22 protein-coding genes and 1 tRNA gene are annotated in these 26,599 nt (G+C 73.9%); 12 read left to right on the forward strand and 11 right to left on the reverse strand.

All coding sequences use genetic code 11. From position 1 onward, the window contains the following. Nucleotides 1-9: 9 nt before the first annotated feature. Genes IAI59_RS00635 through kaiC form a run of 4 tightly spaced genes read right to left on the reverse strand, consistent with a single transcriptional unit; the run spans nucleotide 10 to nucleotide 4,062 of the window. Complete coding sequence (locus tag IAI59_RS00635) at nucleotides 10-1,752, reverse strand: PAS domain-containing sensor histidine kinase (protein WP_207417676.1); 1,743 nt, start codon at nucleotides 1,750-1,752, stop codon at nucleotides 10-12. Beyond that, a complete protein-coding gene (locus IAI59_RS00640) occupies nucleotides 1,749-2,027 on the reverse strand; it encodes a circadian clock KaiB family protein (RefSeq protein WP_207417677.1) in 279 nt (92 codons plus the stop codon). The genes IAI59_RS00635 and IAI59_RS00640 overlap by 4 nt, the downstream gene beginning before the upstream one ends. Further along, a complete protein-coding gene (locus IAI59_RS00645; RefSeq protein ID WP_207417679.1) occupies nucleotides 2,024-2,365 on the reverse strand; it encodes a circadian clock KaiB family protein in 342 nt (113 codons plus the stop codon). The genes IAI59_RS00640 and IAI59_RS00645 overlap by 4 nt, the downstream gene beginning before the upstream one ends. Beyond that, on the reverse strand, nucleotides 2,362-4,062 hold the full coding sequence (kaiC, locus tag IAI59_RS00650; RefSeq protein ID WP_207417680.1) for a circadian clock protein KaiC: 1,701 nt from the start codon (nucleotides 4,060-4,062) through the stop codon (nucleotides 2,362-2,364). Before kaiC ends, IAI59_RS00645 begins: the two co-directional genes overlap by 4 nt. Before the next feature lie 248 nt (nucleotides 4,063-4,310). Between kaiC and IAI59_RS00655 the strand changes: the two genes are divergently transcribed. Together IAI59_RS00655 and IAI59_RS00660 are read left to right on the forward strand one after the other, a co-directional pair. After that, nucleotides 4,311-5,504 carry an MFS transporter gene (locus tag IAI59_RS00655; protein WP_207417681.1) on the forward strand — a complete coding sequence of 398 codons (1,194 nt, stop codon included), beginning with the start codon at nucleotides 4,311-4,313 and terminating at the stop codon, nucleotides 5,502-5,504. Between the two features lie 90 nt (nucleotides 5,505-5,594). Further along, on the forward strand, nucleotides 5,595-7,139 hold the full coding sequence (locus IAI59_RS00660; RefSeq protein ID WP_207417682.1) for a hypothetical protein: 1,545 nt from the start codon (nucleotides 5,595-5,597) through the stop codon (nucleotides 7,137-7,139). 154 nt (nucleotides 7,140-7,293) lie between these two features. On the opposite strand, the gene IAI59_RS00665 is transcribed toward IAI59_RS00660, so the two are convergent. From IAI59_RS00665 to hflX, 3 genes are all read right to left on the reverse strand, one after another. Further along, on the reverse strand, nucleotides 7,294-8,685 hold the full coding sequence (locus tag IAI59_RS00665) for an FAD-binding oxidoreductase (RefSeq protein ID WP_207417683.1): 1,392 nt from the start codon (nucleotides 8,683-8,685) through the stop codon (nucleotides 7,294-7,296). Nucleotides 8,686-8,918: 233 nt separating this feature from the next. After that, complete coding sequence (locus tag IAI59_RS00670) at nucleotides 8,919-9,779, reverse strand: dimethylarginine dimethylaminohydrolase family protein (RefSeq protein ID WP_207417684.1); 861 nt, start codon at nucleotides 9,777-9,779, stop codon at nucleotides 8,919-8,921. Nucleotides 9,780-9,966: 187 nt separating this feature from the next. Next, complete coding sequence (gene hflX / locus IAI59_RS00675; RefSeq protein WP_207417685.1) at nucleotides 9,967-11,319, reverse strand: GTPase HflX; 1,353 nt, start codon at nucleotides 11,317-11,319, stop codon at nucleotides 9,967-9,969. Nucleotides 11,320-11,382: 63 nt separating this feature from the next. Here hflX and IAI59_RS00680 point away from each other — a divergent pair, with 63 nt between their 5' ends. Together IAI59_RS00680 and IAI59_RS00685 are read left to right on the forward strand one after the other, a co-directional pair. Then, on the forward strand, nucleotides 11,383-11,652 hold the full coding sequence (locus tag IAI59_RS00680) for a hypothetical protein (RefSeq protein WP_207417686.1): 270 nt from the start codon (nucleotides 11,383-11,385) through the stop codon (nucleotides 11,650-11,652). Between the two features lie 99 nt (nucleotides 11,653-11,751). Beyond that, nucleotides 11,752-13,878 (forward strand): YjbH domain-containing protein, encoded by a 2,127-nt coding sequence (locus IAI59_RS00685; RefSeq protein WP_237181165.1) that lies wholly within the window; start codon nucleotides 11,752-11,754, stop codon nucleotides 13,876-13,878. Nucleotides 13,879-13,884: 6 nt separating this feature from the next. On the opposite strand, the gene IAI59_RS00690 is transcribed toward IAI59_RS00685, so the two are convergent. Next, nucleotides 13,885-14,307, reverse strand: a complete 423-nt coding sequence (locus IAI59_RS00690) for a VOC family protein (RefSeq protein WP_207417687.1) — start codon at nucleotides 14,305-14,307, stop codon at nucleotides 13,885-13,887. Between the two features lie 117 nt (nucleotides 14,308-14,424). Here IAI59_RS00690 and IAI59_RS00695 point away from each other — a divergent pair, with 117 nt between their 5' ends. Both IAI59_RS00695 and IAI59_RS00700 read left to right on the forward strand, forming a co-directional pair. Further along, nucleotides 14,425-15,363, forward strand: a complete 939-nt coding sequence (locus tag IAI59_RS00695; RefSeq protein WP_207417689.1) for a LysR family transcriptional regulator — start codon at nucleotides 14,425-14,427, stop codon at nucleotides 15,361-15,363. 105 nt (nucleotides 15,364-15,468) lie between these two features. Next, nucleotides 15,469-15,551 (forward strand) — tRNA-Leu (locus tag IAI59_RS00700). 7 nt (nucleotides 15,552-15,558) lie between these two features. Here the strand turns inward: IAI59_RS00700 and IAI59_RS00705 are convergent. The 3 genes from IAI59_RS00705 to IAI59_RS00715 all read right to left on the reverse strand — a co-directional run bounded on the left by IAI59_RS00705 (nucleotide 15,559) and on the right by IAI59_RS00715 (nucleotide 18,506). Next, on the reverse strand, nucleotides 15,559-16,530 hold the full coding sequence (locus IAI59_RS00705; RefSeq protein ID WP_237180743.1) for a Bug family tripartite tricarboxylate transporter substrate binding protein: 972 nt from the start codon (nucleotides 16,528-16,530) through the stop codon (nucleotides 15,559-15,561). Nucleotides 16,531-16,591: 61 nt separating this feature from the next. Next, nucleotides 16,592-17,518, reverse strand: a complete 927-nt coding sequence (locus tag IAI59_RS00710) for an AEC family transporter (protein ID WP_207417691.1) — start codon at nucleotides 17,516-17,518, stop codon at nucleotides 16,592-16,594. 4 nt (nucleotides 17,519-17,522) lie between these two features. Beyond that, nucleotides 17,523-18,506, reverse strand: a complete 984-nt coding sequence (locus tag IAI59_RS00715) for an adenosine kinase (protein ID WP_207417694.1) — start codon at nucleotides 18,504-18,506, stop codon at nucleotides 17,523-17,525. Nucleotides 18,507-18,816: 310 nt separating this feature from the next. On the opposite strand from IAI59_RS00715, the gene IAI59_RS00720 reads away from it, so the two are divergent. The 6 genes from IAI59_RS00720 to IAI59_RS00745 all read left to right on the forward strand — a co-directional run bounded on the left by IAI59_RS00720 (nucleotide 18,817) and on the right by IAI59_RS00745 (nucleotide 26,592). Next, nucleotides 18,817-19,494: a bactofilin family protein gene (locus IAI59_RS00720; RefSeq protein ID WP_237180744.1), complete on the forward strand. Its 678-nt coding sequence runs from the start codon at nucleotides 18,817-18,819 to the stop codon at nucleotides 19,492-19,494. Nucleotides 19,495-19,593: 99 nt separating this feature from the next. Next, entirely contained in the window at nucleotides 19,594-20,073 is a 480-nt protein-coding gene (locus IAI59_RS00725) for a hypothetical protein (RefSeq protein ID WP_207417696.1), read from the forward strand. A gap of 138 nt (nucleotides 20,074-20,211) precedes the next feature. Further along, complete coding sequence (locus tag IAI59_RS00730) at nucleotides 20,212-21,186, forward strand: tripartite tricarboxylate transporter substrate binding protein (RefSeq protein WP_207417698.1); 975 nt, start codon at nucleotides 20,212-20,214, stop codon at nucleotides 21,184-21,186. A gap of 188 nt (nucleotides 21,187-21,374) precedes the next feature. Further along, on the forward strand, nucleotides 21,375-23,069 hold the full coding sequence (locus tag IAI59_RS00735) for a peptidase domain-containing ABC transporter (RefSeq protein ID WP_207417699.1): 1,695 nt from the start codon (nucleotides 21,375-21,377) through the stop codon (nucleotides 23,067-23,069). Beyond that, on the forward strand, nucleotides 23,066-25,225 hold the full coding sequence (locus tag IAI59_RS00740) for a peptidase domain-containing ABC transporter (RefSeq protein ID WP_207417700.1): 2,160 nt from the start codon (nucleotides 23,066-23,068) through the stop codon (nucleotides 25,223-25,225). Before IAI59_RS00735 ends, IAI59_RS00740 begins: the two co-directional genes overlap by 4 nt. Then, nucleotides 25,222-26,592, forward strand: coding sequence for an HlyD family type I secretion periplasmic adaptor subunit (locus IAI59_RS00745; RefSeq protein WP_207417701.1), 1,371 nt, complete (start codon nucleotides 25,222-25,224; stop codon nucleotides 26,590-26,592). Before IAI59_RS00740 ends, IAI59_RS00745 begins: the two co-directional genes overlap by 4 nt. Nucleotides 26,593-26,599: the final 7 nt, after the last annotated feature.

A 26,599-nucleotide genomic window follows, 5' to 3' on the forward strand; every position in this document is an offset into this window, starting at 1 on the left:
CCGCCGCCGCTAGCCCTCGATCATGGCGCGGATGCGCACCGCCAGCGCTTCCAGCGCGAAGGGCTTGGTCATCACCTGCATGCCCTGGCCCAGCGCGCCCGCCCCCAGCGCCGCGGTTTCCGCGAAGCCGGTGATGAACAGCACGCGCAGCCCGGGGCGGGACACGCGGGCGGCGTCCGCCAGCTGGCGGCCGTTCAGCCCGCCGGGCAGGCCCACGTCGGTGACCAGCAGGTCGATGCGCCCGTCCGCCTGCAGCAGGCGCAGCGCGCCCGCGCCATCGGCGGCCTCGATGGCGGCGTAGCCGAGGTCGCGCAGCACCTCCACCACCAGCATGCGGATCACCGGCTCGTCGTCCACCACCAGCACCGTCTCGCCCTGCCCCGGCTCGGCGGTGAGCGGCGGGGCGGGGATCGGGTCGTCGATGCTCGCGTCGCCGGCATGGGGCAGAAACAACCGCACCGTGGTGCCGTGGCCTTCGCGGCTTTCGATCCGCACCTGCCCGCCGGACTGGGTGGCGAAGCCATAGATCATGGACAGGCCGAGCCCGGTGCCCTCGCCCATCGGCTTGGTGGTGAAGAAGGGGTCGAAGGCGCGGGCGCTGACCTCGGGCGTCATGCCCGTGCCGGTGTCGGTGACGGACAGGGTGACGTATTCGCCGGCCTGCAGGTCCAGCGCCGCCGCCATGGCCGGGGTCGCGGTCATGTTGGCGGTGGCGATCACCAGGCAGCCGCCATCGGGCATCGCGTCGCGCGCATTGATCGCCAGGTTGAGCAACGCGTTTTCCAGCTGGTTGGGGTCGCACAGCATGGCGCCGGCATCGGGCGCCAGCACGGCGCGCACGTCGATCGCCGGGCCCACGGTGCGGGCCAGCAGCTCCTCCATGCCGCGCACCAGCCGGTTGGGCGACAGGCGCTTGGGGTCCAGCGTTTGCCGGCGCGAAAAGGCCAGCAGCCGGTGGGTCAGCGCCGCCGCGCGGGTGGCGGAAGCGTTGGCGGCCGTCAGAAAGCGCCCCAGCCCGTCGGTGCGGCCGCGGCCCAGCTGCGTTTGCATCAGGTCCAGGCTGCCGATGATGCCGGTCAGGAGGTTGTTGAAGTCGTGCGCCAGCCCGCCGGTGAGCTGGCCCACCGCTTCCATCTTCTGGCTTTGCCGCAGCGCCGCCTCGGCGGCCTCGCGGCTGGCGATCTCGGCGGTCAGCTGCTCGTTGGCGGCGGACAGCTGGCGCAGATGCGCCTTTTGCGTGGTCAGGTCCGCCAGCACGCCGCAGCGCAGCGGCGCTTCCGCCTCGCGCGCCAGCAGGCCGAGCGAGATGAACACCGGCACCTCGGCGCCATCCGCCGCCAGCAGCACCAGCTCGCCGCGCCCGCCCTCGGCCAGCAGGCGCGCAAAGGCGGCGTGGTCGGCCGGGCGCAGAAAGGCCGGCAGCGGCTGGCCGGTCACCCGCTCCTGCGGCACGCCCAGCATCTCCGCCAGGCGGCGGTTGCAATACAGCACCGTGCCCTCGGCCGAGAGCGTCACCGCGCCTTCGCGCATCTGCTCGATCAGCACGCGGTAAGGCCGGTCGGCGTTTTCCAGGGTGTAGACGCGGTGCTGCTCGCCGGGGCCGGACACCACCAGCGCGTCGATCGCGCCCTGGCGGATGGCTTCCAGCGTTTCCTCGCTTTCCGCCAGCCGCGCTTCCAGGGCGCGGGCGCGGCGGCGCCAGGCGGCCGCGTCCTCCGGCACGGGCGGCGCGTCGCGGTCGCCGGCGCTCATGCTTCCTCCGGCTCGGCCAGCAGCGCCAGCAGCCGGGCCTCGTCCGACAGGTCGCCCACCAGCCGGCGCTCCGGCAGCGGCGACAGGCGCAGCAGCGTGGGGGCGGCCAGCACGCGGTCGCGCTCGGCCAGCTCGGGCTGCTGGTAGATGTCCACCACCTCCAGCTCGGCCGCCATGCCGGCGCGGGACTGGCACAGCGCGCGCACCGCCTCGATCACCCGCAGCGAGCGCGGGTTGCCGCCGGCCACGAACAACCGCAGGCGCGGGGCGCTCATGCCCCGCCGCCGGCCGGCATGCGGTTGGCGATGTCGAGGCCCACCAGCACCTTCTCGGTGTTGGACAGGTCGCCGATGATGCGCTTCAGCGGCGAAGGCAGGCGCCGCACCAGGGTCGGGATGGCCAGGATCTGGTCGCCCGCCGCTAGCCGCGGGTTCAGCATCAGGTCGATGATCTCGATCTCGTAGCGCCCGGCCAGGTGCTGCTCGCACACCCGCCGCAGGTTGGCCAGCGCGGTCAGCGACTTGGGCGTCTGGCCGGCGACGTAGAGCCGCAGGCGGTAAAAGCCGTCCGGGTCCTCGGCCACGCCGGGCGGGGGCTCGCTCCAGCCGCTCATTCCGCAGCGTTCCGGTGGCGGCTCATGACGTCGCGCTCGGCATCCAGCCCGGCCTCGCGCAGGTTGTCCTCCTGCAGCAGCAGGCGGCCTTCCCGCTCTTCGGCCTCCAGCGCCGCGCGCATCTCCTCGATCTGCCGCTCCATCGCAGCGCGGCGGCGGGCCAGCTCGCGCCCGCGCCGCTCCGCCTCCTGCGCCCGGCGGTTCCGCGCCGCCTGCTCGCGCGCCGCCTGGGACAGGCGGGCGGAGCCGGTCAGCACGCCTTCCGGCCCCACATAAGGCGCGATCAGGCCGATGCCGGCGCCGCTCATGATGTATTCCCGCACCTGGTTGGAATGGCTCATGCCGCGCGACTTCACGACATAAAGCGTGCGGTTCATCTCGCCGTTGGCTTCCTCGTTGGCCAGCCGGACCCAGCTGTCCATCAGCGAGGACAGGCCGAGGTCCATGCTGTCCGCCGGCGCGGCATGGTGCATCAGGCTGGTGAACAGCCCGGTGATGCCGCGCGACTTCAGCAGGTCGACGATGCGCAGAAGCGCCGACTGCACCTCCCCCACGGGTCCGCGAAAGGCGCTGATGGGGTCCACCACCACCAGCTGCGGGCGAAACGCGTCAAGGTCGCGGTGCATGCGCGCCAGGTGCATCTCCAGCCCGTACAGGCTGGGCCGCGCCGCCTCGAAGCGCAGCAGGCCGGACGCGACGTGCTGCCCGAGGTCCAGGCCGATCGAGGTGGCGTTGCGCGTCACCTGCCCGGCGCTTTCCTCGAACATGAAATACAGCACCCGCTCGCCCCGCGCGCAGGCGGCGGCGGCGAAGGAGGTGGCGAAGGAGGTCTTGCCGGTGCCGGCGACGCCCGACAGCAGCACGCTGCTGCCGCAGAAAAAGCCCCCCGCGCCCAGCATGCTGTCGAGCCCCGGCACGCCGGAGGAGATCACCTCACTGCTCACCTCGTAGTCGAGGCCGGCGGCGGTGACCGGCAGCACGCTGATGCCGTCGCCATCGATCAGAAAGGGATACTCGTTGGTGCCGTGCGCCGAGCCGCGGTACTTGACCACGCGCAGCCGGCGGGTGGTGACCTGGTCGTGCACCCGGTTGTCCAGCAGCACCACGCAGTCGGACACGTATTCCTCCAGGCCCTGCCGGGTGAACTGCCCTTCCCCGCGCTCGCCGGTGATGATGCAGGTCAGGCCGCGGTCCTTGATCCAGCCGAACAGCCGGCGCAGCTCGGACCGCAGCACCGCCTCGTTGCTCAGCGCGGAAAACAGCGTCTCGACCGTGTCCAGCACCACGCGCTTGGCGCCCACGGAATCCACCGCGAAGCCGAGCCGGAGAAACAGCCCTTCCAGGTCGTATTCGCCGTTTTCCTCGATGTCGCCGCGGTCGACCTGCACGTGGTCGATGGCGATGCGGCCCTGTTCCACCAGCCGGTCCAGGTCGTAGCCCAGCGAGGCGACGTTGGCCGCGAGGTCGGCGGCGCGCTCCTCAAAGGACATGAACACGCCCGGCTCGTCGAACATCACGGCGCCGTTGACCAGAAAGGTGGTGGCGAACATCGTCTTGCCGCTGCCGGCCGAGCCGCACACCAGCGAAGGCCGCCCGGCGGGCAGGCCGCCCAGGGTGATGTCGTCAAAGCCGGCGATGCCGGTGGGCGCCTTGGGCAGCAGCCGCGAGGCGGCGGGCAGGGCATGGTCAGCAGGCATTCGGGCCGGTTCCAGGGCTCGCCCGCCACGGCGGCGGGGAACGCAGGCAGGAGGAAAGACACGCCCCGGGCGGATGCCCCGGTCATCGAAACCCTTGGCCAGGAAAGCCGGGTTCCAGAGGCATCGAGGCGCCGATTTTATTGCGCCGCCAACGCCGTGGCAAGCGGCCCGACGCATCCCGCCCGCCCGCCGCCCGGAAGCGTCAGCCCGACTTGCCACCCCGCGTGCCGCGGCGCAGCATTGGTGGCATGACCCCCAACACCCCCGCGCCGGCCACCATCCGCAGAATGGTCGCGGTGTTCGGCCTGTGCGGCTTTTCCGGCGCGCTGGCCAGCCGCGCGCTGGACCCCCTGATGGGCGAGCTGGCGCAGGGCTTCGGCGCGCCGCACCACCAGGTGGCGCTGCTGGCTACGGCCTTTGCGCTGCCCTACGCGCTGGTGCAGCCCGTGCTCGGCCCGGTGGGCGACGCGCTGGGCAAGCGGCGCATCGTCACGATCTGCGCCGGGCTGCTGGCGCTGATGCTGCTGGGCTGCGCGCTGGCGCCGGGGCTGGGCTGGCTGTTCGCGGCGCGCGTCGCTTCCGGCCTCGCCGCCGGGGGGATCTTTCCGCTGACGCTGGCGCTGTTCGGCGACGCCGTGCCCCTGGCGCAGCGGCAGGTGGCGATCAGCCGCGTGCTGGCCTGCGCCATCCTGGGGCAGCTGGCGGGCGGCGCGGTGTCGGGGCTGGTGGCGCCCTTTGTGGGCTGGCGCGGGGTGCTGGGCGTCTGCGCCGCCGCCGCCGCTCTGTCCTTTGCCGTGCTGGTGGCGGAAGCGCGCGGCAAGCCGGCGCCGCCCCCCGGGCCCCGCCCCCTGCCGGGCGAGGTGGTGCGCCGCTACGCCGCCATCCTCAGCCTGCCCGCCGCGCGCCCCTTGTATCTCGGGGTGTTCGGCGAGGGCATCGCGGTGTTCGGCGTGTTTCCGTTTCTGGCGGTGCTGCTGGGCCGGCCCGGCGGCAGCGGCGCGGCGGAAGCCGGCCTCGCCGTCGCCGCCTTCGGCCTGGGCGGCTTCGGCTACACCATGGCGGCGCCGCTGCTGCTGCGGCACCTGGGCCAGGGGCGGATGATGCAGCTGGCCGGGGTGCTGGCGGCGCTCGGCCTCGCGGTGATCGCCGCCGCCGGGGGGTGGCTGGCGGCGGGCGCGGCGGGCGCCCTGCTGCTCGGCCTCGGCTTCTTCATGCTGCACAACAGCATCCAGGTGCGGGTGACGGAGGTGGCGCCGCAGGCGCGCGGCTCGGCCGTGGCGCTGCACGCCTTCTGCTTTTTCATGGGCCAGTCGCTGGGCCCGGCGGTCTACGGCTCCGGGCTGGCGCTGGCCGGGCGCGGCGGCATGCTGGCGGCGGGCGCGGTGGGGATCGCGCTGATCGGCGCCTGGCTCGGCGGCATGCGCCAGCCGGCGCGGGCCTAGCCCCGCCGCACAGCGAATCGCGCCGCGCCCCCTTTACGTCCCGGCCCGGAGCAGCGCTAGCTCGGCGGCAACAGAACGGAGGAACGCGGCATGGCGGCGACAGGGTGGTGGCGGGCGGCCTGGGTGGTGCTGGCCTGCGCGGCGGCGGCGGGGCCCGCGGTGGCGCAGCCCGACGGCGGCCCGAAGCGCGGCGCCGCCCCGCCTGCCCGGAGCTGCGAGCAGCAGCGCGTCGCGATGCGCCCCGCCGATGCCGCCGGGGTTCCCGCGCTGCGCCCCGGCCGCGCCGTGTGCCTGCGCCTGTCCCGCGGGCAGGAAGCCTTTTTCCGGGTTGCGCCCGAGGCGGGCGGCAGCTTTTCCGTGGTCACCCGCCGGCTGGCGCATGGCACCGACACGGTGCTGGCGGCGCTGGACGCCCGTGGCCGCGTGCTGCAGCAGAACGACGACGGCGGCGGCGAAACCCTGGAATCGCGCCTGGACATCCTGCCCGGGGTGGCGGTGGCGCTGGTGCGCGCCGGCACGCTGGACGGAGACGGCGGCGTGTTCGAGCTGCTGCTGACGCGCGAGCCGGTGCCGCCGCCGCCCGATTTCCCCACCAGCCCGCAGGCGGCCGCCGCCCAGCCGCCGCTGGCCGACAATGCCCGCCGGCCGATCCTGCTGCGGCGCGGCCAAAGCGCCTTTTTCGCCTTGCCGGCGGACCGCGCCCGGCTGGTGGCCACCACGCGCGGCCTGCGCCGCGACACGGACACCGTGCTGGCGCTGCTGGACGCCGATGGCAACGTGCTGGCCGAGGATGACGACGGCGGCGAGGGCTTCGCTTCCGAGTTGCTGCTGGACGTCGCCCACCCCGGGCCGCTGTTCCTGCGCGCCGGCACGCTGGACGATGCGGGCGGCAGCTTCGACCTGGTGCTGCAGCGCGAGGCCCCGGCCCCGCCACCGGACTTCCCCACCACCCTGGAGCAGGCGCGCGCCGCGGGCCCGCTGGCGGCTGACACCGTGCGCACGCTGCGGCTGGGGCGGCGGCAAAGCGCCGTCTTCGCCCTGCCGGCCGGCCCCGCGCTGCTGGCCCTGACGCGCGAGCTGGACGGCGACACGGACACCGTGCTGACCCTGCTGGACGAGGACGGCGCCACCCTGGCGGAGGATGACGACGGCGGCGGCGGCTTCGCGTCGCGCCTGACCACGGCGCGCGCCAATGGCCGCCCGGCCTTTCTGCGCGCCGGCACGCTGAACAACCGGGGCGGCGCCTTCACGCTGGCGCTGCGGCCGCTGGCGCCCCCCGGCGCCCCCGCCACCGGCGGTCCCGCCGCCACGGTCGCCGAGGCCGCCCGCCGCCCCACGCTGATCCCGGGCGAGGCCGTGGCGCTGCAACTGGAAGCCGACCAGCCGGCGGTGTTCGGCCTGCCGCAGGACGGCCGCGCCGGCGTGGCGCTGACCTTCGACCTGCGCGAAGGCGCCGACACGGTGCTGGAGATGCTGGACGCCGACGGCACCGTGCTGGACCAGAACGACGACGCGGATGGCGGCCTCGGCTCCCGCCTGAGCATCGGGTCGCAGCCGCGCCCGGCGTTTCTGCGGGTGCGCGCGCTGGGATCGGCGGCGTTCTCGGTGGTGCTGGTGCGGGCCGCGGGGAACTAGGCCAAAGGTCGGGGGAAGGAAGTCCCCCGAGCCTCCATCTTCCTTCTGTCCGTTTTGCCGGGCGTGGCCGGTGCGGCCTACGGCCTCTTTCAGATGAAAACAAAGGAAGCGGGGGGTCCGGGGGAGAATCCATTCTCCCCCGGTTCCGAACCCGTCAGTTGCCGGGAAACATCTTGCCCGGGTTCATGATCCCCTTGGGGTCCAGCGTCGCCTTCAGCGAGCGCATCACGTCCAGCACGTCCGCGCCGTGCTCCTGCGCCAGGAACTCGCGCTTGCCGAGGCCGACGCCGTGCTCGCCCGAGCAGGTGCCGCCCAGCGCCAGCCCCTGCGCCACGATCCGGCGGTCCAGCTCCCAGGCGCGTTCCAGGCCGCGCGGGTCGGATTCGGGGAACAGGATGACGCAATGGAAGTTGCCGTCGCCCACATGGCCGACGATGCAGGTGTTCTGTTCCATGGCCACCGCCTGCTCCTTGGCACCGACGATGGCCTCGGCCAGCTTGGAGATCGGCACGCAGACATCGGTGGTGATGCCGCGGCAGCCGGGGTAGAGCGCGTTGGCCGCCCACCAGGCGTCGTGCCGCGCCTTCCAGAGCTTGTTGCGCGCCTCGGCGTCATGCGCCCAGGCGAAGCCCTTGCCGCCCATGTCGGCGGCGATCGCCTCCACCGCCTCGGCCTGCTCCGTCACGCCGGCGGGGGAGCCGTGGAATTCCAGGAACAGCGTGGGCAGCGGCTCGAAGTCCAGCTTGGAATAGGCGATGGAGGCCCGCATCTGGTCGGCATCCGCCAGCTCGATGCGCGCCACGGGAATGCCCGCCTGCATCACCATGATGGTGGTCTCGACGGCGGCGGCCAGGCTGTCGAACTGGCACACGGCGGCGCTGGTCGCCTCCGGGATGCCGTGCAGCCGCAGGCGGATCTTGGTGACCACGCCCAGCGTGCCCTCCGAGCCGATGAACAGCCGCGTCAGGTCGTAGCCATTGGCGGACTTGCGGGTGCGGCCGCCGGTGGTGATCACGCGGCCATCGGCCAGCACGACCTCCAGCCCCAGCGTCGCCTCGCGCATGGTGCCGTAGCGCACGGCGTTGGTGCCGCTGGCGCGGGTCGCCACCATGCCGCCCAGCGAGCAATGGCTGCCCGGGTCCACCGGAAAGAACAGGCCCTGGTCGCGCAGGTAGTCGTTGAGCTGGTGGCGGGACACGCCGGGCTCCACCAGCACGTCCATGTCCTCGGCGTTCAGCTCCAGGATCGCGGTCATGCGCGACAGGTCCAGGCTGATGCCGCGGCGCACGGGCACCACGTGGCCTTCCAGGCTGGTGCCGGCGCCGAAGGGCGTGACCGGCACGCCGTGCCGGTTGCACAGCGCGAGCAGGCGCGACACCTCCTCCGTGGTTTCCACGAAGGCCACGGCGTCCGGCAGCACGGGGGGGTTGGCATCCTCGCCCTTGCTGTGCTGCTCGCGGATGGAGGTGTTGGTGGAGAGGCGCTCGCCCAGGAAGCCACGGGCCTCGGCCAGCACGGCGTCCAGGGGATTGGTCTCGATGTTCATCGGTGGGTCCCTTCCTGGATGCACGGATGAACCCGGCGGGCGGGGGGCGCAAGCGGAAGGGGAAAGAAAGGCCGGGGAAAGAATTCCCCGGACCCCTTCTTTTTTCCGTGAGTCCGCGAGCCGGAGGGGGCAGTGCGCGCGGGACCTGTTTTGAAATGCGGCAGGCGCTCCCTGGCCGGCAGCGCCAATCCGCAGAAAAAGATGGGGGTCCGGGGGAATTGCTTTTCCGGGCCTTATCCGTCCCGCGACAGCGGGCAGGTCAGGCAATGCGGCCCGCCGCCGCCCAGCGTGAACAGCGACAGCGCCGGGTCCAGCACCGCCAGCCCCTCGGCCCGCAGCGCGGCGTTCAGCGCCGTGCTTTCGCGCGCCGAGATCACCTGCCCCCCGCCCAGCGCCAGGATGTTGCAACCCAGCGCCATGACATCGCGGTACGACACGGGGATGCAGCGGATGCCGTGCCCCTTCAGCCAGCCGATGAAATCCGGGTCCAGCACGTCGAGGCAGGCCACCGCCAGCCCGGGGGCGGCCATGCAGAACAGCACGTCCAGATGCAGGAAATGCTCGTCGAACGGCTCCAGCCGCACCTCCCAGCCCTCGGCGCGCAGCCAGCCGGCCAGCTGCGCCGCGCCCGCCTCGTCCGTGCGGCCGCCGGAATGGCCGATCAGGGCCAGCCCGTCGCGGAGGATGTGGATGTCGCCGCCTTCCAGCGTGCCGGCGGAGGACTTGCGCCAGAATTCGCTGCCGTGGGCGGCGTGGAAGTCGATCAGCCCGGCATATTCGCCGCGCCGCTGCGGCCGCTCCAGCTGGCACAGCACGGGGCCCCGGTGCGTCACCACCACGCTGTCGCGCGTGTAGACCATGTAGGGCAGATGCGGCTCGGGCGAGAGCCGGCGCACCCGCACCCCCGCCTGTTCCAGCGCCGCCACCAGCTCGGCATGCTGCGCGGCCAGGTGATGCGCGGCGGGGGCCTGGCGCTCGCCGGCCAGGGTGTGGCGGCTGATACTGTTGGTGGGCAGCCAGCGGTAATGGTCCGGTGCACACACCAGCACCTCGGACAACAGCCCCGTTTCGGAAGCGACGCGCCATTGGGTCATGGGGCGGAAGGCTAGAACGGCACGGGGCGGAGAAGAAGGCTGGGGGAAGGAATTCCCCAAACCCCCATCTTTTTTCTTTCTGTTGTTCAGCCTGTGATGTGCGGGGCCATGGCGTAGACCTGCGATCGCGCAGGGATATCAAAAAGAAGATGGGGGTCCGGGGGGAATTCTTTCCCCCGGCCTTCCGCTACCCTTCCAGCCCGCGCCGCAGCCGGGCGATGGCGCCCGGCAGCCCGCGCACCCGCAGCACGCGCCCGTGCTCGTCGTAGTCCTCGGACAGCACGCGGGCGCTGTCGTAGATCTCGCCGATCAGCCCCTGCTTGCTGTAGGGCAGCGACAGGGTGTCCTCCACCATCGCCGCCTCGAAAAAGCCGACGATGGTGTCGCGCAGGTCCGACACGTCCCCGGGGCGGTGGGCGGAAAGCTGGATGGCGTCGGGGAAGCGTTCGCGCAGGGCGTCGCGGGCGGCCTCGTCCAGCCGGTCCATCTTGTTGAGCACCAGGCGGGACGGCACGGCGTCGGCGCCGATCTCGCGCAGCACGTCCTGGCTGACCTTGAGCTGCGCTTCCCAGGTGGGGTCCGAGGCATCGACCACGTACAGCAGCAGCGAGGCTTCCAGCGCTTCCGTCAGCGTGGAGCGGAAGGAGGCCACCAGGTCGTGCGGCAGTTGCTTGATGAAGCCCACGGTGTCGGACACCAGCACCCGCGGCCGCGTTTCGGGCTGCAGGATGCGCACGGTGGTGTCCAGCGTCGCGAAGAGCTTGTCCTCCACCAGCACCTGGCTGCCGGTCAGCGCCCGCATCAGCGAGGATTTGCCGGCGTTGGTGTAGCCCACCAGCGCCACGCGCAGCTGGTCGCGGCGCGCGGAACGGCGGTGGTCGCTGTCGCGCTGCACCGCCTCCAGCTGGTCCTTCAGCTCGGCCAGCCGGTCGCGGATCTTGCGGCGGTCGAGGTCCAGGTGGCTTTCGCCCGCGCCCGGCCCCTGCTGCCGCCCGCCGCCGCCGGAGGATTCACGCAGCCGGGGCGCCACGTATTTCAGCCGCGCCATCTCCACCTGCAGCTTGGCTTCGCGGGTGTTGGCGTGGCGGTGGAAGATCTCGACGATCACGCCGGTGCGGTCCAGCACCTCGGCGCCCGTGGCGCGCTCCAGGTTGCGGATCTGGCTGGGCGACAGCTCGTGGTCGACGATCACGAAGTCCGGGCGCGGGCCTTCGCCGGGTTCCGGCGCGGCGGGGGCGGCGGCCTCGGCGCCGGCGCCCTCGAACCGCGCGCGGGCCTTGGCCTTTGGCGCGGAGGCCATGGAGGTGATCGTGCCGCTGCCGCCGGTCAGCGCCGCCAGCTCGGCCAGCTTGCCGCTGCCCAGCAGCGCGCCGGCGCCGGTGCCGTCCCGCCGCTGGGACACGCTGCCCACCACCTCGTAGCCCAGGGTCTTCACCAGCCGGCCCAGTTCTTCCAGGCTGGCGGCATGCGCGACATCGTCCACCTCCGGCAATTGAATGCCGACGAGCACGGCGCGGGGGATCGGGGGCTTGGTCTCCATGCGGCGGCTTGTAGCACGCCTGGGCCCGGGAACGATGGCCGCCGCCCGGGCGTTGCCGGCGGCATGGATCGTTTTCTCGCCAAGCTCGACACGCTGCCCGCCGGCTATTCGGAAGGGCATTACGAGGGCCAGCGCTACGGCATCACGCTGTCCGCCTCGGCCGACGGGCGGCGGCGCTGGCTGTATGGCGAGGAGCTGGGCGGCACCGGCCGAGTGAGCGCCAACCTGTATCGCCTCGCGGATGGCCGCGTGGCCCTGCGGCCTTGCGAGATGCCGGAGGCCTGGGTGATGGGCTTCGTGATCGGCTTTGTGCCGGACGGCACCGGCCGGTAGGCCACGGCCCGGCGTTCCGGTACCTCCTTCCCCCTAAGGAAAATTTCTTTCCTTCTCTTTCAACCGGACAGCGTCCGGCGCATCCGGTATCACGGCTGCGTGAGACGACGCCCGCCCCATCGCGCCTGCCGGACCGCCGCGGCCCTGCTGCTGCTGCTTTTGGCCACCGGCGCACGGGCGGAGGAGGTGCCGGCCAGTGGCGGCAATTTCGGCGGTGTCGGGCTGCTGGAAACGCGCAATGCCCGCTTTCGCGAGGACGGCACGCTGGAAGCCGGCGCCAGCCTGCGGCACCAGCGGCGCTTCTGGTTCGTCAACTTCCAGGCCCTGCCGTTTCTGGAAACCACCTTCCGCCTGACGGAGCGGCTGAACGCCACCACCGGGCGCGGCTTCACCACCGACCGCTCCTTCGACCTCAAGCTGCGGCTGCTGCGGGAAGGCGACTGGACGCCCGCCGTGGCCGTGGGGCTGCAGGACTTCATCGGCACCGGGCTGTACAGCGGCGAATACCTGGTCGCCTCCAAGCGCTGGTGGGGGCTGGACCTGTCCGCCGGGCTGGGCTGGGGGCGGCTCGGCACCGGGGGCGAGTGGAACAACCCGCTGGGCTATCTCCACGACGGCTTTGACAACCGCCCGCGCGACGTGGGGCGCGGCGGCACGCTGCAGCGCAACTGGTTCCGTGGCGAGGACGTGGCGCCCTTCGCGGGCATCGAATGGTCGGTGCCGCCGCTCGGCACCCCCTGGGGCGTGGTGGACGGGCTGCGCGCCAAGGCGGAATGGTCGGGCGACCGGCTGCGGGACGAGCGCGGCGGCTACCCGGCGCGGCGCGACACCGGCAGGGGCGACGCGGCATCGCGCGTCAACCTCGGCCTGCAATGGTCCAACGACTGGCTGGATGCGGGGCTGTCCTTCACCCACGGCACGGACCTGCTGCTGCGCGTGTCGCTGCGCATGAACCCGGCCGACCCGCCCCGCCTGCCCTTGCCCGACCCGCCCCCCCTGCCCCGCCGCGCCGCCCACGTTCCGGCCAGCGAGGCCGCGCTGGCCGAAGCGGTGTTCGACGCCCTGGCGCAGGCCGGCTTCACCCCCCTCGCCTTCCGGCAGGAGGAACAGACCGCCGAGATCGCGGTGGAAGGCGGCCGCTTCAACGGCCAGCCGCAGGTCGCCGCCCGCATCCTGCGCGCGACGGAGGGGCTGCTGCCGCCGGGGGTGGAGATGCTGCGCATCCGCTGGTGGCTGGCCGGCGCCGAGGTGGCGGTGCTGGAAATCCCCCGCGCCGTTCTGGAAGGCACCACCACCGGCCGCGCCAGCCCGGAGGAGGCCTGGGCCACCGCCCGCCCGCTGCCGGCCACCGGCGCCATTCCCCCCGGTGGCTTCGAGCCATCGGACCTCGACACCAGCTGGGGCGTGGAGCCGCGCCTGGCGCTGCAGCTCGGCGACCCGACGCGCACGCTGCGCTGGCAGGCGGGGGTGGCGGCGGGCGGCCGGGTGTCGCTGGGCGCGGGCTTCTCGCTGGCGGGCAGCGTGCAGCAGGCGCTGGCCGGCAACCTGGACCAGGGCCCGACGTCCGACAGCCGGCTGCCGCATGTGCGCACCGACTACGGCCGCTATGCCGCCGAAGGGAAGTTCTCGATTCCCGCGCTGTATGGCGAGCGCATCTGGAACCTGGCGCCGGACGTCTTCGCGCGCGGCACGGTGGGGCTGCTGGAGCCGATGTTCGGCGGCGCCTCGGCCGAGGTGCTGTGGCGGCCCTTCGACCGCGGCTTCGCGGTGGGGCTGGACCTCAACTGGGTGAAGCAGCGCGCCTTTGACGGCCTGCTCGGCTTGCGCAACTACCAGACCACCACCGGCCACCTGTCCGTCTACGCCGACCTGCCGGTCTGGAACCTGTATGGCGTGGTGCGCGCCGGGCGCTACCTGGCCGGCGACTGGGGCGCCACATTCGAGCTGGGGCGGCGCTTCAGCTCAGGCATCGAGGTCGGCGGCTTCGCCACCTTCACCAACGTGTCCGCCGCGCAGTTCGGCGAGGGCTCCTTCGACAAGGGGCTTTACGTGCGCGTGCCGCTGAACCTGTTCGGCGCCGAAAGCCGCGGGCGCGGCGGCGTGCTGATCCGCCCCATCCAGCGCGACGGCGGGCAGCGGCTGTCCGTGGACAACCCGCTGTGGGACGTCACGCGGGAAGGCCGCGCCGACATGCTGCGGGACGGCATCGCAGGCTTCTCGCGTTGAGGCCGCTCAGCTTTTGCCCATCGCCGCCTGGGCGGCGGCCAGGTCCATGTGCATCACCTCCCACACATGGCCGTCGGGGTCCTCGAAGCTGCGGCCCAGCATGAAGCCGTAGTCCTGGGTGGGGTTGGGATCGGCCCGCCCGCCGGCGGCGGCGGCGCGCGCCACCATGTCGTTCACCGCGTCCCGGCTGTCGGCCGACAGGCACAGCAGCACGCCCGTGGTGGCCCTGGGGTCCGGGCGCGGGCGCTTGCTGAAGACGGTGAACTTCTCGTGCGTCAGCAGCATCACGTGGATGGTGTCGGACAGCACCATGCAGGCGGCGGTCCCGTCGCTGAACTGCGGGTTCCTTTGGGCGCCCACCGCCTCGTAGAAGGCGGTGGCGGCCGACAGATCGGCAACGGGCAGGTTGATGAAGATCAGCTTGGGCATCGGGTCCGCTTTCCGGCCAGGTCGCCGAGGCTCGCATGCCGGCGCCGTCCGCCACAACCGCGCCGGCGTGGCCGATTGCCCCTGGGGAATGCCGCCGCCCCGCCCTAGACTGCCGCCGTGAAGCTCGCCCACCTGGAAACCTTCGCCGCCGTGATCGCCACCGGCAGCCTCAGCGCCGCCGCCCGGCAGATCGGCCGCAGCCAGTCCGCCGTCACGCGCGTGATGCAGGAGCTGGAAGCCCAGCTCGGCTTTCCGCTGCTGGACCGCAACGGCCCGCGCGTGACGCCCACCGAGCGCGCCCTGCTGTTCCATGACGAGGTGGAGCGCTCGCTGGCCGGCATGCGGCGCATCGCCGAGCGCGCGGCGGCCATCGCCGGGCAGGCGCAGGCGCGCATCGAGATCGCGGCCATCCCCTCGCTGGCGGCCGGGCTGGTGCCGGCGGCGCTTGGCCGGCTGGCCGCCGCCGGGCAGCCGCAGCAGGCGGTGCTGGCCGCCATGCCCGCCGGCGAGGTGGTGCGCGCCCTGCTGGACCGCCGCGCCGACCTCGGCTTCGCCAGCCTGCCGGTGGAGCACCGCGGGCTGGACCTGCACTGGATCGGCGCCGCGCCCTGCGTGGCGGTGCTGCCCGCCGGCCACCGGCTGGCCCGCCACGCCGTGCTGCCGCTGGCCGCCCTGCACGGCGAGGCGCTGGTGACCCTGGCCGACCCCGACCGCTTGCGCCGCCGCCTGGACCGCGCGCTGGACCGCGCCGGCGCCCGCCCGGCCACGCTGCTGGCCACCAACACCTCGCTGGCGGCCATCATGGCCGCGCGCGCCGGGCTGGGCGTGGCGCTGGTGGACCCGGTGACCGCCAGCGGCGTGGCGGTGGATGGCACGGTGGTGCGGCCGCTGGACGCGGCGGTGGCCTTTTCCTGGGGGGTGGTCACGCCGGTGTCCCGCAGCCCGGGCGCGCCGGTGCGCGCGGTGATGCAGGCGGTGGCGGCCGAGGCCGCGCGGCTGCCGGGCTTCGTGCTCCATCCGCCCGAGGCGATGGAAGCGCTGGTGGCGGAGGAGTGACGCGCGGCGGGGCCGCGGCCCACAGAAAAAGGCCGGGGGCCCGGAGGAATTCCTTTCCCCCAACCTTCATCCCCCGCCTCAGCTATGCCACAACCCCCGGCGCGCGCGGACGTGGCGGAACGGTAGACGCAGCAGACTTAAAATCTGGTTCCCCCCGGGGAGTGCGGGTTCGAATCCCGCCGTCCGCAGGCGCGTTCAGCTATCCAGCCGGATGCCGAGGTCGCGGATCAGCGGCCGCCACTGGGCGTTCTCGGCCGCCACAAAGGCGTCGAGCTGTGCGGGGCTCCAGGGCGCGCTTTCGATGCCGAGGCCGGCCATGCGCGCCTGCATGCCCGGCTCCGCCACGGCGGCGTTCAGCTCCGCGTTCAGGCGCGAAACCACGGCTGCCGGCGTTGCGGCCGGGGCGTGCATGGCCTGCCAGCCAAAGGCCACCACGTCGGAAAAGCCCAGCTCCACCGCCGTCGGCACGCCTGGCGCCTGGGCGGAGCGGGTGGCGGACAGCACGGCCAGCCCGCGCACCCGGTTCTCGCGCAGAAAGGGAATGCCGGTGGCGCAGTCGATCAGGACGCTGTCCACCGTACCGGCCAGGAGGTCCTGCATGGCCGCCGGGCCGCCGCGATACGGCACGTGGGTGGCGTCAAAGCCGGCGCGGCGCTTCAGCAGTTCCATGGCCAGGTGGTGCGGCGAGGCCACGGCGGGCGAGCCATAGGTCGGCGCCCGCTGCCGGGCACCGGCCGCGAAGTCGGCCAGGCTGGCGAAGGGGCTGTCCGCCCGCACCACCAGGAACAGGGGAAAGCGCCCGATAAAGCCGACGCCGGCGAGGTCGCGGTCCGGGTCATAGGGCAGGCGCGCGTAGAGCGCGGGGTTGTAGACCATGTTGCCGTTGTCGGTGTGCAGCAGGGTGAGGCCGTCGGCGGCGCTGCGGGCCACCGTCTCGCTGGCCAGCACGGCGCCGCCGCCGGGGCGGTTCTCCACCACCATGTTGACGCCAAGGCGCGGGCTCATGCTCGCCGCGATCAGCCGGGCGAAGGTGTCGCTCGGGCCACCCGGCGGGTAGCCCACCACCCAGCGCGGCGGGCGCTCCGGCCAGTTGCCCTGGGCGCGCGCGGCATGGGCCAGCAAAGCCGTGGTCACCACCATTCCGCCAAAGCCGCGCCGTCCGAGCATCGCATCATCCCTGTTGCCGCGGCGCATCATGCGTCGCGGGCGGCCGCCACGCCAGCGGCCGTCAGGCGCCCACCAGCAGCACCGCCCAGAAGGTCAGCGAGGCGAGCGCCAGCACGTGCTGGCCGGTGATCATGGCCGCCATCAGCGGCGCGTCGCCCCCCATGGCGCGCGCCTGCACATAGGCGGTGGGGGCGGTGGGCTGGGCCATGAACAGCACCGCGATGGCCGCCGCCAGCGGCGCGAGGCCCGCCCAGCGCGCCAGCAGCATGGCGATGGCGGGCATCACCAGCAGCTTCAGCACCGCCACCAGCATCTGGCTGCGCCAGCGGTCGCGCAGCGCGCCGGGGGTCAGGGCGGCGCCCACGCACAGCAGCCCGGTGGCGAGGCTGGCCTGTGCCAAGCTGCGCAACAGCCCGGCGGCACCGGGCGGCGGCCCGCCCAGGGCGGCCAGCGCGAAGCCGGCGGCGCAGGCCAGCAGCAGCGGGTTGAGCGCGATCTGCCGGGCCAGCCGCCGCGGGTCCAGCGCCCGCCCGCCGCCAAAGGCGAAGCCCAGCGTGACGATCAACTGCGCCATGGGCACGATGAAGCCCGTGGCCACGCCGCCCATGGCGATGCCCGGCGCCCCCAGCAGCGCGCCGGCGGCGGCAAAGGCCAGGAGGTTGTTGTAGCGGATGCCGCCCTGCAGGATGGAGGTGGCGGCGGCGTGCCCGTGCCCCAGCGCGCGGGCCAGCCCCAGGCTGAGCCCCGTGCCGATCAGCAGCGTGCCCCAGATGGTGGCGGCCATGCCGCCCAGCGGCAGCCGGGCCAGGTCCACGCCGCCGATGGCACCCGCCAGCAGCGCCGGCAGCAGCACAAAGAACACCAGCTTCTCCAGCCCCGCCCAGACGGCGCCGTCCGGCAGCAGGGTGCGGCGCAGCAGGGCACCCAGCGCGATCAGCCCGAAGGAGGCGGCGAAGGCGTCCGCCCCCGCGGCCAGCGGCAGCGCCATGGCGTCAGGCGGCGCCGACCAGCGCCTTCAGCTCCGCCTGCGGGCGGGCGCCGAAATGGCTGATCACCTCCGCCGCCGCGACCGAGCCCCAGCGGCCGCATTCGGCGAGGTCGAGGCCCCGGGTCAGCGCCGCCAGAAAGCCCGCCGCATAGGCGTCGCCCGCGCCGGTGGTATCCACCACCGTGGTGGGCACGGCGGCCACCGTTTCCGTGCGCGCGCCGGACACCACGACGCTGCCCTGCTCCGAGCGCGTCAGGGCGGCGATCGCCACCTCAGCGCGCGCCTGCTCCATGGCCTGGGCGAAATCGTCCGTCTCGTACAGCGACAGGATCTCGTCCTCGTTTGCGAAGAGGATGTCCACGCCGTCGCGCACCAGGGCGCGGAAGGCGTCGCGGTGGCGGCCCACGCAGAACGGGTCGGACAGGGTCAGCGCGACCTTGCGGCCGGCGCCGTGCGCGATGGCGGCGGCGCGGCGGAACGCGGCCTGCGCCGCCGGCGGGTCGAACAGGTAGCCTTCCAGGTAGGTGACGGCGGCCGATGCCACGGCGGCCTCGTCCACGTCGTCCTCGCCGAAATGCACGCAGGCGCCGAGAAAGGTGTTCATGGTGCGCTGCCCGTCGGGCGCCACCAGGATCAGGCAGCGCGCGGTGGGCGCGCCGCCGGCCAGCGGCGCGGTGGGAAAGCGCACGCCCGCCGCGCGGATGTCGTGGCCGAAGGTCTGGCCCAGCGCGTCGTCCGCCACCTTGCCCAGAAAGCCGACGCGCGCGCCCAGCGCGGCGGCCACCGCGCAGGTGTTGCCGGCCGAGCCGCCGCTGCTTTCCACCCCCGGCCCCATGCCGCCGTAGATCGCTTCCGCCTTGGCGGCGTCGATCAGGTTCATGGCGCCGCGCTGCATGCCGTGCTGCGCCAGAAAGCCGTCCTCCTCCCGCGCCAGCACGTCCACGATGGCGTTGCCGATGCCGAGGATGTCGAGGGTGGGAAGCGCCATGGGGATGCGGAACCTTGAACTTGCGCGCGCGGGATTGCCGGTCGGCAGCGCGATAGCAGCCGCGCGCCGGATGGGCCAGGGGGCGGAGGGCGGGCGGGGCGCGCCGCCACTTGTGCCGTTTCGCGCAATAAAATCCTGGCGCGCGGGCGGCGGGCGGGTTGTCCGCCCGGGCCGCCGCATGATAGCCCCACGAAACGCCATGTCGCCGCCGATGCCCGCCAGGGTTGCGGTCCGGCTGCCGGTGTGACCGCGATCCAGGCCCGCGCCGTCCGGCGCGGGACAACACCCAGCCGAGCCAAAGGGGGAAACCATGTCCGTCTTCCGCCGCCGCCGCGAAGAGCCCACCCCCGCCGCCGCTCCCGGCCTGCCCGAGGGCGACGTGCCGACCACCATGCCGGTGGCCCGCGACCCGGACCTCGCCGTTCCCCCCTTCCGCCCCGCGCCGAGCCCAGCGCTGGCCCCGCATTCCAAGGATGCCGACATGAACATGCCGCAGAAGCCCGGCCAGCCCGGCATGGGCGTGCCGCCCCGCCCGATGCCGATGGCCGGCACCGGCCCGCTGATCACGCCCGGCGGCGGCGCCCGCCCGGCCCCCGCGCCGGAGCGGCGCTCCATGGTCGTGGGCAAGGGCATCAGCCTGCAGGGCACCGTGACGGACGCCGAGCGGCTGGTGGTCGAGGGCACGGTGGAAAGCCAGATGATGCACGCGGCCGAGCTGATGATCAGCCATTCCGGCGTGTTCAAGGGCGAGGTCGAGGTGGATGACGCCGAGGTCGCCGGCATCTTCGACGGCACGCTGACGGTGCGCGGCAACCTGATCATCCGCGCCACGGGCAAGGTGATGGGCAACGCCCGCTGCCGCCGCCTGCAGGTGGAGGAAGGCGGCCAGGTGTCCGGCCGCATGGAGATGCTGGGCGACGCCGCCCCCGCTCCCGCGCCGCGCCCGGCCATGCCGGTCGGCTCGTCGGACGTCGAACCGCTGGAATGAGCCGGGCCGTGCCGGCCTGACGGGGGCGGGCCGGGAACACCGGCCCGCCCTTTTTTCGTTCCGCTTTCCTCGGCCGCGGCGGGGCGCTATCCCGCCCGCATGCCGCCCCTGTTCCGCCCGATCCGCGCTGGCCTGGCCGCGCTGCCGCTGGCCCTGCTGGCCGCCTGCGGCGGCGAGCCCGTGCTGGACCGCCAGGCGGTGCTGGACGAGGTGCTGGCCAACTACCGTGCCAACCTGGCCGGCATGCAGCCGCTGGACGCCCCCCCGGTGGCCGAGGCCGCCGCCGGCACCGCCGCCATGCCCGCCCTGGCGGGCGCGCCCACCCAGGCGCAGCAGCTGCTGGGCCAGCCCCCCGCCGTGCTGCGCCGCCTGCTGGGCGAGCCGCGGCTGCGCCGGCGGGAAGGCGAGGCCGAGATCTGGCTGTACCAGAGCCCGTTCTGCCACCTGGACGTGATGCTGTACGGCGATGCCGGCGGCGCGGACCTGCGCGTCACCTACGCCACCGCCCGCGCCGCCGGGGCCGAGCGGCGGACCGAGGCGGCGTGCCTGCGGGAGCTGGCCGCGCAGCACGGGGCGTAGCGGCGCGCATGGCCGCCCGCCCCTGCGCGGGCCGTGGCGGTGCCGAAAGCCCTTTGGCCGCGCATGCCGGCGGGCATCGTGCCAGGATGCGGGGACAGGCCGCGACAGACGGCCGGCCGAGGACAGGAGACACCCGCCATGTTCACCCACCACCCCACCCGGCGCGCCGCGCTGGGTTTGCTGGGCGGCGCCGCGCTGGCCGCCCCCGCCCGCGCCGCCGGCTGGCCGGCCGAGCGGCCGATCCTGGCCATCGTGCCGTTTCCCGCCGGCGGCGGCGTGGACGTCATGACCCGCGTGCTGCTGCAGCATGTGCCGCGCCACTTGCCGGGCGCGCGCTTCGTGGTGGAAAACCGCGCCGGCGCCGCCGGGCAGCTGGGCTTCGAGGCGATCTTCCGCGCCGATCCGGACGGCTACACCATCGGCGCCATCACCACGCCGGCGATCAACACCATCGCCATCGAGCGCAGGCCGCAATACCGGCTGGACGGCTTCGCCTATCTGGCCAACGTGGTGGACGACCCGGGCGGGCTGTTCGTGCGCCCCGATTCGCCGTTGCGCACGCTGGCCGACCTCAAGGCGGCGGCGCTGCGCGATCCCGGCGCCCTGGCCTATGGCACCGCCGGCATCGGCTCGGACGACCACCTGCTGGGGATGGCCTTCGAGCAGGCGGCGGGGGTGAAGCTGTCGCACGTGCCCTACAGCGGCACGCCGCCCATCATCACCGACCTGCTGGGCGGGCGGCTGGCCGTCGGCTCGCTGAACATGGGCGAAGGGCTGCCCATGCTGCGCGAAGGCAGGGCCCGCGCCCTGGCGCAGGGCGGCACCGCGCGCTGGAGCGGCACGCCGGACGTGCCGACCTTCGGGGAACAGGGGGTGGCCGTCACCGGCGGCTCCGCGCGCGGGCTGGTGGCGCCGCCGGGCCTGCCGCAGGCGGTGCGCGAGCAGCTGTCCGCCGCCATCGGCGCGGCGCTGGCCGACCCCGCGTTTCTGGCCGAGGCCGGCAAGCTGAACCTGCCGCTGAACCCGCTGGTGGGCGACAGCTACAGCCGCTTCGTGATGGCCAACGACGCGGAAGCGCAGGCGCTGTGGCAAAGGCGCCCCTGGCGGGAATAGGCACCCGGGCCAAAAAATTACCGTGGGGCGGCGGGGCATTCTTGTGCCCTGCGCATGCCATGACCGGGGGATGCGGAAAAACCTTCCTTCTGCGTAATTTCCGCCGAACCGTGCCCCAGAGCACTTCATCAAATCTTAAGCCTGCCGATTCTTTAACTCCCGCCTGACACAGCGGCGGGAGGCCGGACATGTTTGACGCGCTGCCCTCGCCCACCCGTGGCGCGCCCTGGCTGACCCGGCCGGTGGGCGCCATGGCGCGGTGCTTCGGCTGGACGTTCCTGCCGCCGGTGCTGCTGGCGACGCTGCTGGTGACGCTGCTGGCGCTGGCCCTGCCCATCATGCTGCTGCAGATCTACGACCGCGTGCTGCCCAATGCCGCCGGCGGCACGCTGCTGGTGCTGGCACTGGCCGTCGCCGGCGCCATTCTGGCGGAAGCGGCGCTGCGCCACGTGCGCGGCCGCATCCTGGCGCGCGTCGCCGCCACGTCCGAGGCGCAAACCCACCGCCAAGCCATGCAGCGGCTGCTGCAGGCGCCGCTGGCGGACCTGGAAGCCCACGGCAACGGTTACTACGCCGAGCGGCTGTCGGCGATCGGCACGCTGCGCGAGGCCTGGTCGGGCCCGGCGCTGCAGGCCATGCTCGATCTGCCTTTCGCGCTGCTTTACCTGCTGGGCATGTGGTTTCTGGCCGGCCCGCTGGTGCTGGTGCCGCTGGCGCTGCTGTGCGGCATCGCGCTGCTGGCGGTGCTGACCGGGCGGCGGGTGCGGCGCGCCGCGCATGCCCTGGCGATGGCCGAGGAGCGCCGCTTCAACTTCCTGTTCGACACGCTGCACGGCATCAACGCCATGAAAATCCTGGGCGCCGAGCCGCTGCTGGAACGGCGCTACGACCGGCTGCAAAGCGGCTCGGCCGAGCTGCGCCGGGCGCTGGGCCTGGCCACCGCCGCCGGGCAGGAAGGCGGGCTGCTGCTGGCGCAGCTGGCCACCGTGGGCGTTGCCAGCCTGGGCGCGATGATGGTGCTGGACGGGCAGCTCAGCGTCGGCGGGCTGGGCGCCTGCACCATGCTGGTGGGGCGCACCATGCAGCCGCTGCTGGGTGGCATCGCCTTGTGGTCCCGGCTGCAGTCGCTGGCCGAAAGCCGCCACCGCGTGGCCGAGATCGGCACCCTGCCGCAGGAGCGCCGGCCCGACCGCCCGCCGCTGCGGGTGGCCGAGGGGCGGCTGGCGCTGCGCGGCGTCGGCTTTCGCACGCCGGGGCACGACGTGCCGCTGCTGGACGGTGCCAGCCTGGACACGCGGCCGGGCGAGCTGGTGGGCATCACCGGCGCCAACGGCACCGGCCGCTCCACCCTGCTGCGGCTGATGGCCGGCGACCTGCAGCCCACCGCCGGGCAGGTCTGCATCGACGACCAGGACCTGGCGGCGGCGGACTTGGGCGAGGCGCGCCGCCGCGTGGCGCTGGTGCCGCCCGATGTCGCGCTGGTGCGCGGCACGCTGCTGCAGAACCTGACGCTGCACCAGCCGCGGATGGAGGCCGCCGCGCTGCGCCTGGCCACCGAGCTGGGGCTGGACCAGGTGGCCACCGGGCTGCCGGGCGGCTGGCACACACCGGTGGGCATCGCCGCCATGCCGCTGTCGCGCGGGGCGGTGCAGCGCATCGGCATCGTGCGCGCGCTGGTGGAAGCGCCGCGCATCCTGCTGCTGGATGACATCACCACGCAGATCGACGCGGATGGCGACCTGCGGCTGTCGCGGCTGCTGGCCGGGCTGCGCGGCCGGGTGACGGTGGTGATCGTGACGCACCGCCGTTCCATCCTGTCCGCCGCCGACCGCGTGCTGGAAATTCGCGCCGGCCTGCTGCGGCCGGCGGAGCCGCAGGCATGAGGCCCCCCGCCGCCCCCGGCCATGATGACGGCGAGGACGACCGCCGCCGCCTGGTGGCGTTGCCGGACACGCTGCTGGCGCCGTCCGACCTGGCGCGCTGCCTGCCCTTGCTGCTGTGGCTGCTCGATTGGCGCGGCGGCGAGGACGACCTGCTGGCGGCGCTGCCGCATGCCAAGCCCGAAATCGACCTGACCGACCTGCGCAACAGCCTGGCGGTGCTGGGCTTTCCCACCCGGCTGCACCGGCTGCGGGGGGGCCGGGCACCGGCGGAGCTGCTGCCCGCCATGCTGCTGGCGCCCGGCCGCCCGGCGGCGGTGCTGTATGCCGACGAGCAGGGCCGGCTGCTGCGTGCCGAGCCGGGCGGCGGTGCCGCGCCCTGCCCGCCTTCCGCGCTGCGCGGCCTGCTGCTGTGCTGCGCCCCGCCCCTGGCGGCGCGGCCGCGCCAGGGCTGGTTCGCCGGCGTGGCGCGGCGCTTCCACGGCGACCTGCCGGCGCTGCTCGGCGTCAGCGGGCTGATGGCGGTGCTGGGGCTGGCGGTGCCGGCCTTCGCCATGGCGGTGTTCGACACCATCATCGCCGGCCACAGCCCCGCCACGCTGCCCATGCTGGCGCTGGGCGTGACTGGCGCGGTGCTGGGCGAGGCCGCCTTTCGCAGCCTGCGCCAGCGCGCCCTGCTGCGCATCGGCGAGCGGCTGGACCGGCTGGTGTCGGGCGCCGTGTTCACGCAGCTGATGTCCTTGCCCACCGCTCTGGTGGAACGCGCCGGCACCGCGTCCCAGGTGTCGCGGCTGCGCGACTTCGCGGCGATCCGCGAGTTCCTGACCGGCGCCTTCGCCGTGGCGGTGCTGGACCTGCCGTTCACGCTGGTGGTGCTGGCGCTGATGCTGGCGCTGGGCGGCTGGATCGCGCTGGTGCCGGTGGGCACGGTTTGCGCCTTCGGCCTGTTGTTTCTGCTGACCCGCGCGCCGCTGCGGCTGGCCATCGCGGATGCTGCCCGCGCCAGCCAGGCGCGCGAGGCGCTGGCGGTGGAGGCGCTGGAAGCCGCCCGCACCTTGAAGCTCGCCGGTGCCGAAGGGCGCTGGGTGGAACGCTACGCCGCCGCGGCCGCCGCGGCCGCCGTGGCCTCGGCCCATGCCGCCACGCTGTCGGGCGCGGTGCTGCTGGCGTCGCAGGCCATTGTCACGCTGTCCGGGCTGGCCGCCGTGGTCACCGGCGTCCTGGCGGTGTTCGGCGGGGCCATGACCGCGGGCGCGCTGATCGCCGGCATGATGCTGATCTGGCGCGTGCTGGGGCCGCTGCAAACCGGCTTCACCATGCTGAGCCGCTGGGAGCAGACCCAGGCCTCCATCCGCCAGGTGGACCAGTTGATGGCGCTGGAAAGCGAGCGGCCGGACCCGCTGGACGCGCGCATGGCGCCGCCCGAGCGGGGCGAGATCGTGTTCCATCGCGTCACTCTGCGCTACCTCGCGCAGGCCGAGCCGGTGCTGGCCGGCGCCAGCGTGTCCATCCGCCCGGGCGAGGTGGTGGCGGTGGTGGGTGGCGAGGGCGCGGGCAAGTCCAGCCTGCTGCTGCTGGTGGCCGGGCTGTACCGGCCGCAGGGCGGCGTGGTGCGGATCGACGGCCACGACGTGCGCGCCTTCGACCCGGCGGTGCTCCGGCGCAACATCGGCTGGGTGCCGCAAAAGCCCGAGCTGCTGTACGGCACCGTGGCACAGAACCTGCGGCTGGCGCATCCCACCGCGTCCGACAGCGTGCTGCGGCGCGCCGCCGCGGAAGCCGGCGTGCTGGCGGCGATCGAGGCCCTGCCGCAGGGCTTCGACACCCGCGTGGGCGACAATCGCAGCGGCAGCCTGCCGCGTTCCATCCTTTTGCGGATCGCCCTGGCGGCCGCGCTGCTGCGCGACGCGCCCATCCTGCTGCTGGATGAGCCGGTGGCCGGGCTGGACGATGCCTGCGCGCAGGCCTTCACCGACGTGATCGCCAGCCGGCGCGGCCGCTGCACCATCCTGATGGCCACCCACCGCCCCAGCCACGTGAAGCTGGCCGACCGCGTGCTGCGCGTGCGCGACGGCCAGCTGGAGGAGCTGGCGCGCCCCGCCGCCGGCGCCGCCCCGCAGCGCACCCCCGTATTCAGCCCTTCTGGAGCCGGCCGATGAACATGTCCGTGCCGCCCGGGGCGCTGCGGCCCGAGCCGCCGCCGCCCCTGCCCGAGCTGCCGCGCGCCAGCCGCCTGCAGCGCCCCGACAGCCACGTGCTGGCGCTGGAGGAGGTGCGGGTGCAGGGGCTGGAGCGCGCGGTCGTGGTGGGCGCCGCGGTGCTGGTGGCGCTGGCCATCGGCTGGGCCACCGTGACGCGCGTGCCGGAAGTGGCGGTGGGGCTGGGTGACATCGCCCCCGCCGCCGCGCCCGCGCCGGTGCAGCACCTGGAAGGCGGCATCGTCGCCGCCGTGCTGGTGGAGGAGGGCGAGGGCGTGGACGCCGGGCAGCCGCTGGTGCGGCTGAACGACGTGGCGGTGCTGGCCGAGCTGTCGCAGGCCCGCACCCGCCTGGAGTCGCAGCTGTTGCAGGCCCAGCGCCTGGCCGCCGCCGCCGAGGGCGATGCCCGTGGCATGCCGCGCCTGCCCGCCGGCACGCAGCAGGCGCCGCAGCGCGCCGCGCTGGAAGCCAAGCTGCGCGCCCTGGCCGACCGGCGCGGCGTTCTGCGCGAGCAGGTGGCGCAGCGGCGGGCGGAGCTGGCGACGCTGGCGGCCTCGGCCGCCGCCGTGGCGGCGCAGGTGGCGCTGCACCAGCGCGAGCTGGCGGTGCGCGAAGGGCTGGCGCGCGACGGGCTGACCACCCGGCTGGCGGTGCTGGAAGCCCGGCGCCTGCTGATGGGCGCGCAGGCCGAGCGCGACCGCCTGGTGGGCCAGGGCGATGCCGCCCGCCGGGCCCTGGCGGAAGCCGAGGCACGCGTCACGGAGCTGCAATCCGCCGCCGCCGACGAGGCGCGCGGTGAAGCCGCCCGGGTGGCGCTGGAGATCGCCGAAAGCACCGAGGTGGTGGCCCGGCTGGACGAGCGGGCGGCCCGCGCCGTGCTGCGCGCGCCGATCGGCGGCGTGGTGCGTGGCCTGGCGGTGCACCGTCCCGGCGCCGTGCTGCAGCCCGGCGCGCTGGTGGCCGAGATCATGCCGCTTGACGCTTCCCTGGTGGCCGACGTGCGGCTGGCGCCGCGCGACATCGGCTTTATCGCGCCCGGGCAGGAGGTGCACGTCAAGGTGCAGGCCTTCGACTACGCCCGCTTTGGCGCGGTGGCCGGGCGGGTGGAGCGGATCTCCGCCGGCACTTTCTTCGACGAGCAGCGGCAGCCGCATTACCGCGCGCGCATCGCGCTGGACCAGCAGCATGTCGGCCACGACCCGCGCCACGCGCGGCTGGCCGCCGGCATGACCGTCCAGGCGGACATCACCACAGGTACCAAGACGGTGCTGCAGTACCTGCTGAAGCCGATCTATTCGGCGGTGGCAGCCTCCTTCCACGAGCGCTGAAAGCACG

Source organism: Roseomonas haemaphysalidis (genome assembly GCF_017355405.1).
In the GTDB taxonomy this organism is placed as follows: domain Bacteria; phylum Pseudomonadota; class Alphaproteobacteria; order Acetobacterales; family Acetobacteraceae; genus Pseudoroseomonas; species Pseudoroseomonas haemaphysalidis.

What these genes read in the sequence shown, in the direction of transcription:
- IAI59_RS00635 (WP_207417676.1), bottom strand. Translation starts at nt 1,752, where the DNA reads ATGAGCGCCGGCGACCGCGACGCGCCGCCCGTGCCGGAGGACGCGGCC.
- IAI59_RS00640 (WP_207417677.1), bottom strand. Translation starts at nt 2,027, where the DNA reads ATGAGCGCCCCGCGCCTGCGGTTGTTCGTGGCCGGCGGCAACCCGCGC.
- IAI59_RS00645 (WP_207417679.1), bottom strand. Translation starts at nt 2,365, where the DNA reads ATGAGCGGCTGGAGCGAGCCCCCGCCCGGCGTGGCCGAGGACCCGGAC.
- kaiC (WP_207417680.1), bottom strand. Translation starts at nt 4,062, where the DNA reads ATGCCTGCTGACCATGCCCTGCCCGCCGCCTCGCGGCTGCTGCCCAAG.
- IAI59_RS00655 (WP_207417681.1), top strand. Translation starts at nt 4,311, where the DNA reads ATGACCCCCAACACCCCCGCGCCGGCCACCATCCGCAGAATGGTCGCG.
- IAI59_RS00660 (WP_207417682.1), top strand. Translation starts at nt 5,595, where the DNA reads ATGGCGGCGACAGGGTGGTGGCGGGCGGCCTGGGTGGTGCTGGCCTGC.
- IAI59_RS00665 (WP_207417683.1), bottom strand. Translation starts at nt 8,685, where the DNA reads ATGAACATCGAGACCAATCCCCTGGACGCCGTGCTGGCCGAGGCCCGT.
- IAI59_RS00670 (WP_207417684.1), bottom strand. Translation starts at nt 9,779, where the DNA reads ATGACCCAATGGCGCGTCGCTTCCGAAACGGGGCTGTTGTCCGAGGTG.
- hflX (WP_207417685.1), bottom strand. Translation starts at nt 11,319, where the DNA reads ATGGAGACCAAGCCCCCGATCCCCCGCGCCGTGCTCGTCGGCATTCAA.
- IAI59_RS00680 (WP_207417686.1), top strand. Translation starts at nt 11,383, where the DNA reads ATGGATCGTTTTCTCGCCAAGCTCGACACGCTGCCCGCCGGCTATTCG.
- IAI59_RS00690 (WP_207417687.1), bottom strand. Translation starts at nt 14,307, where the DNA reads ATGCCCAAGCTGATCTTCATCAACCTGCCCGTTGCCGATCTGTCGGCC.
- IAI59_RS00705 (WP_237180743.1), bottom strand. Translation starts at nt 16,530, where the DNA reads ATGCTCGGACGGCGCGGCTTTGGCGGAATGGTGGTGACCACGGCTTTG.
- IAI59_RS00710 (WP_207417691.1), bottom strand. Translation starts at nt 17,518, where the DNA reads ATGGCGCTGCCGCTGGCCGCGGGGGCGGACGCCTTCGCCGCCTCCTTC.
- IAI59_RS00715 (WP_207417694.1), bottom strand. Translation starts at nt 18,506, where the DNA reads ATGGCGCTTCCCACCCTCGACATCCTCGGCATCGGCAACGCCATCGTG.
- IAI59_RS00720 (WP_237180744.1), top strand. Translation starts at nt 18,817, where the DNA reads ATGTCCGTCTTCCGCCGCCGCCGCGAAGAGCCCACCCCCGCCGCCGCT.
- IAI59_RS00725 (WP_207417696.1), top strand. Translation starts at nt 19,594, where the DNA reads ATGCCGCCCCTGTTCCGCCCGATCCGCGCTGGCCTGGCCGCGCTGCCG.
- IAI59_RS00730 (WP_207417698.1), top strand. Translation starts at nt 20,212, where the DNA reads ATGTTCACCCACCACCCCACCCGGCGCGCCGCGCTGGGTTTGCTGGGC.
- IAI59_RS00735 (WP_207417699.1), top strand. Translation starts at nt 21,375, where the DNA reads ATGTTTGACGCGCTGCCCTCGCCCACCCGTGGCGCGCCCTGGCTGACC.
- IAI59_RS00740 (WP_207417700.1), top strand. Translation starts at nt 23,066, where the DNA reads ATGAGGCCCCCCGCCGCCCCCGGCCATGATGACGGCGAGGACGACCGC.
- IAI59_RS00745 (WP_207417701.1), top strand. Translation starts at nt 25,222, where the DNA reads ATGAACATGTCCGTGCCGCCCGGGGCGCTGCGGCCCGAGCCGCCGCCG.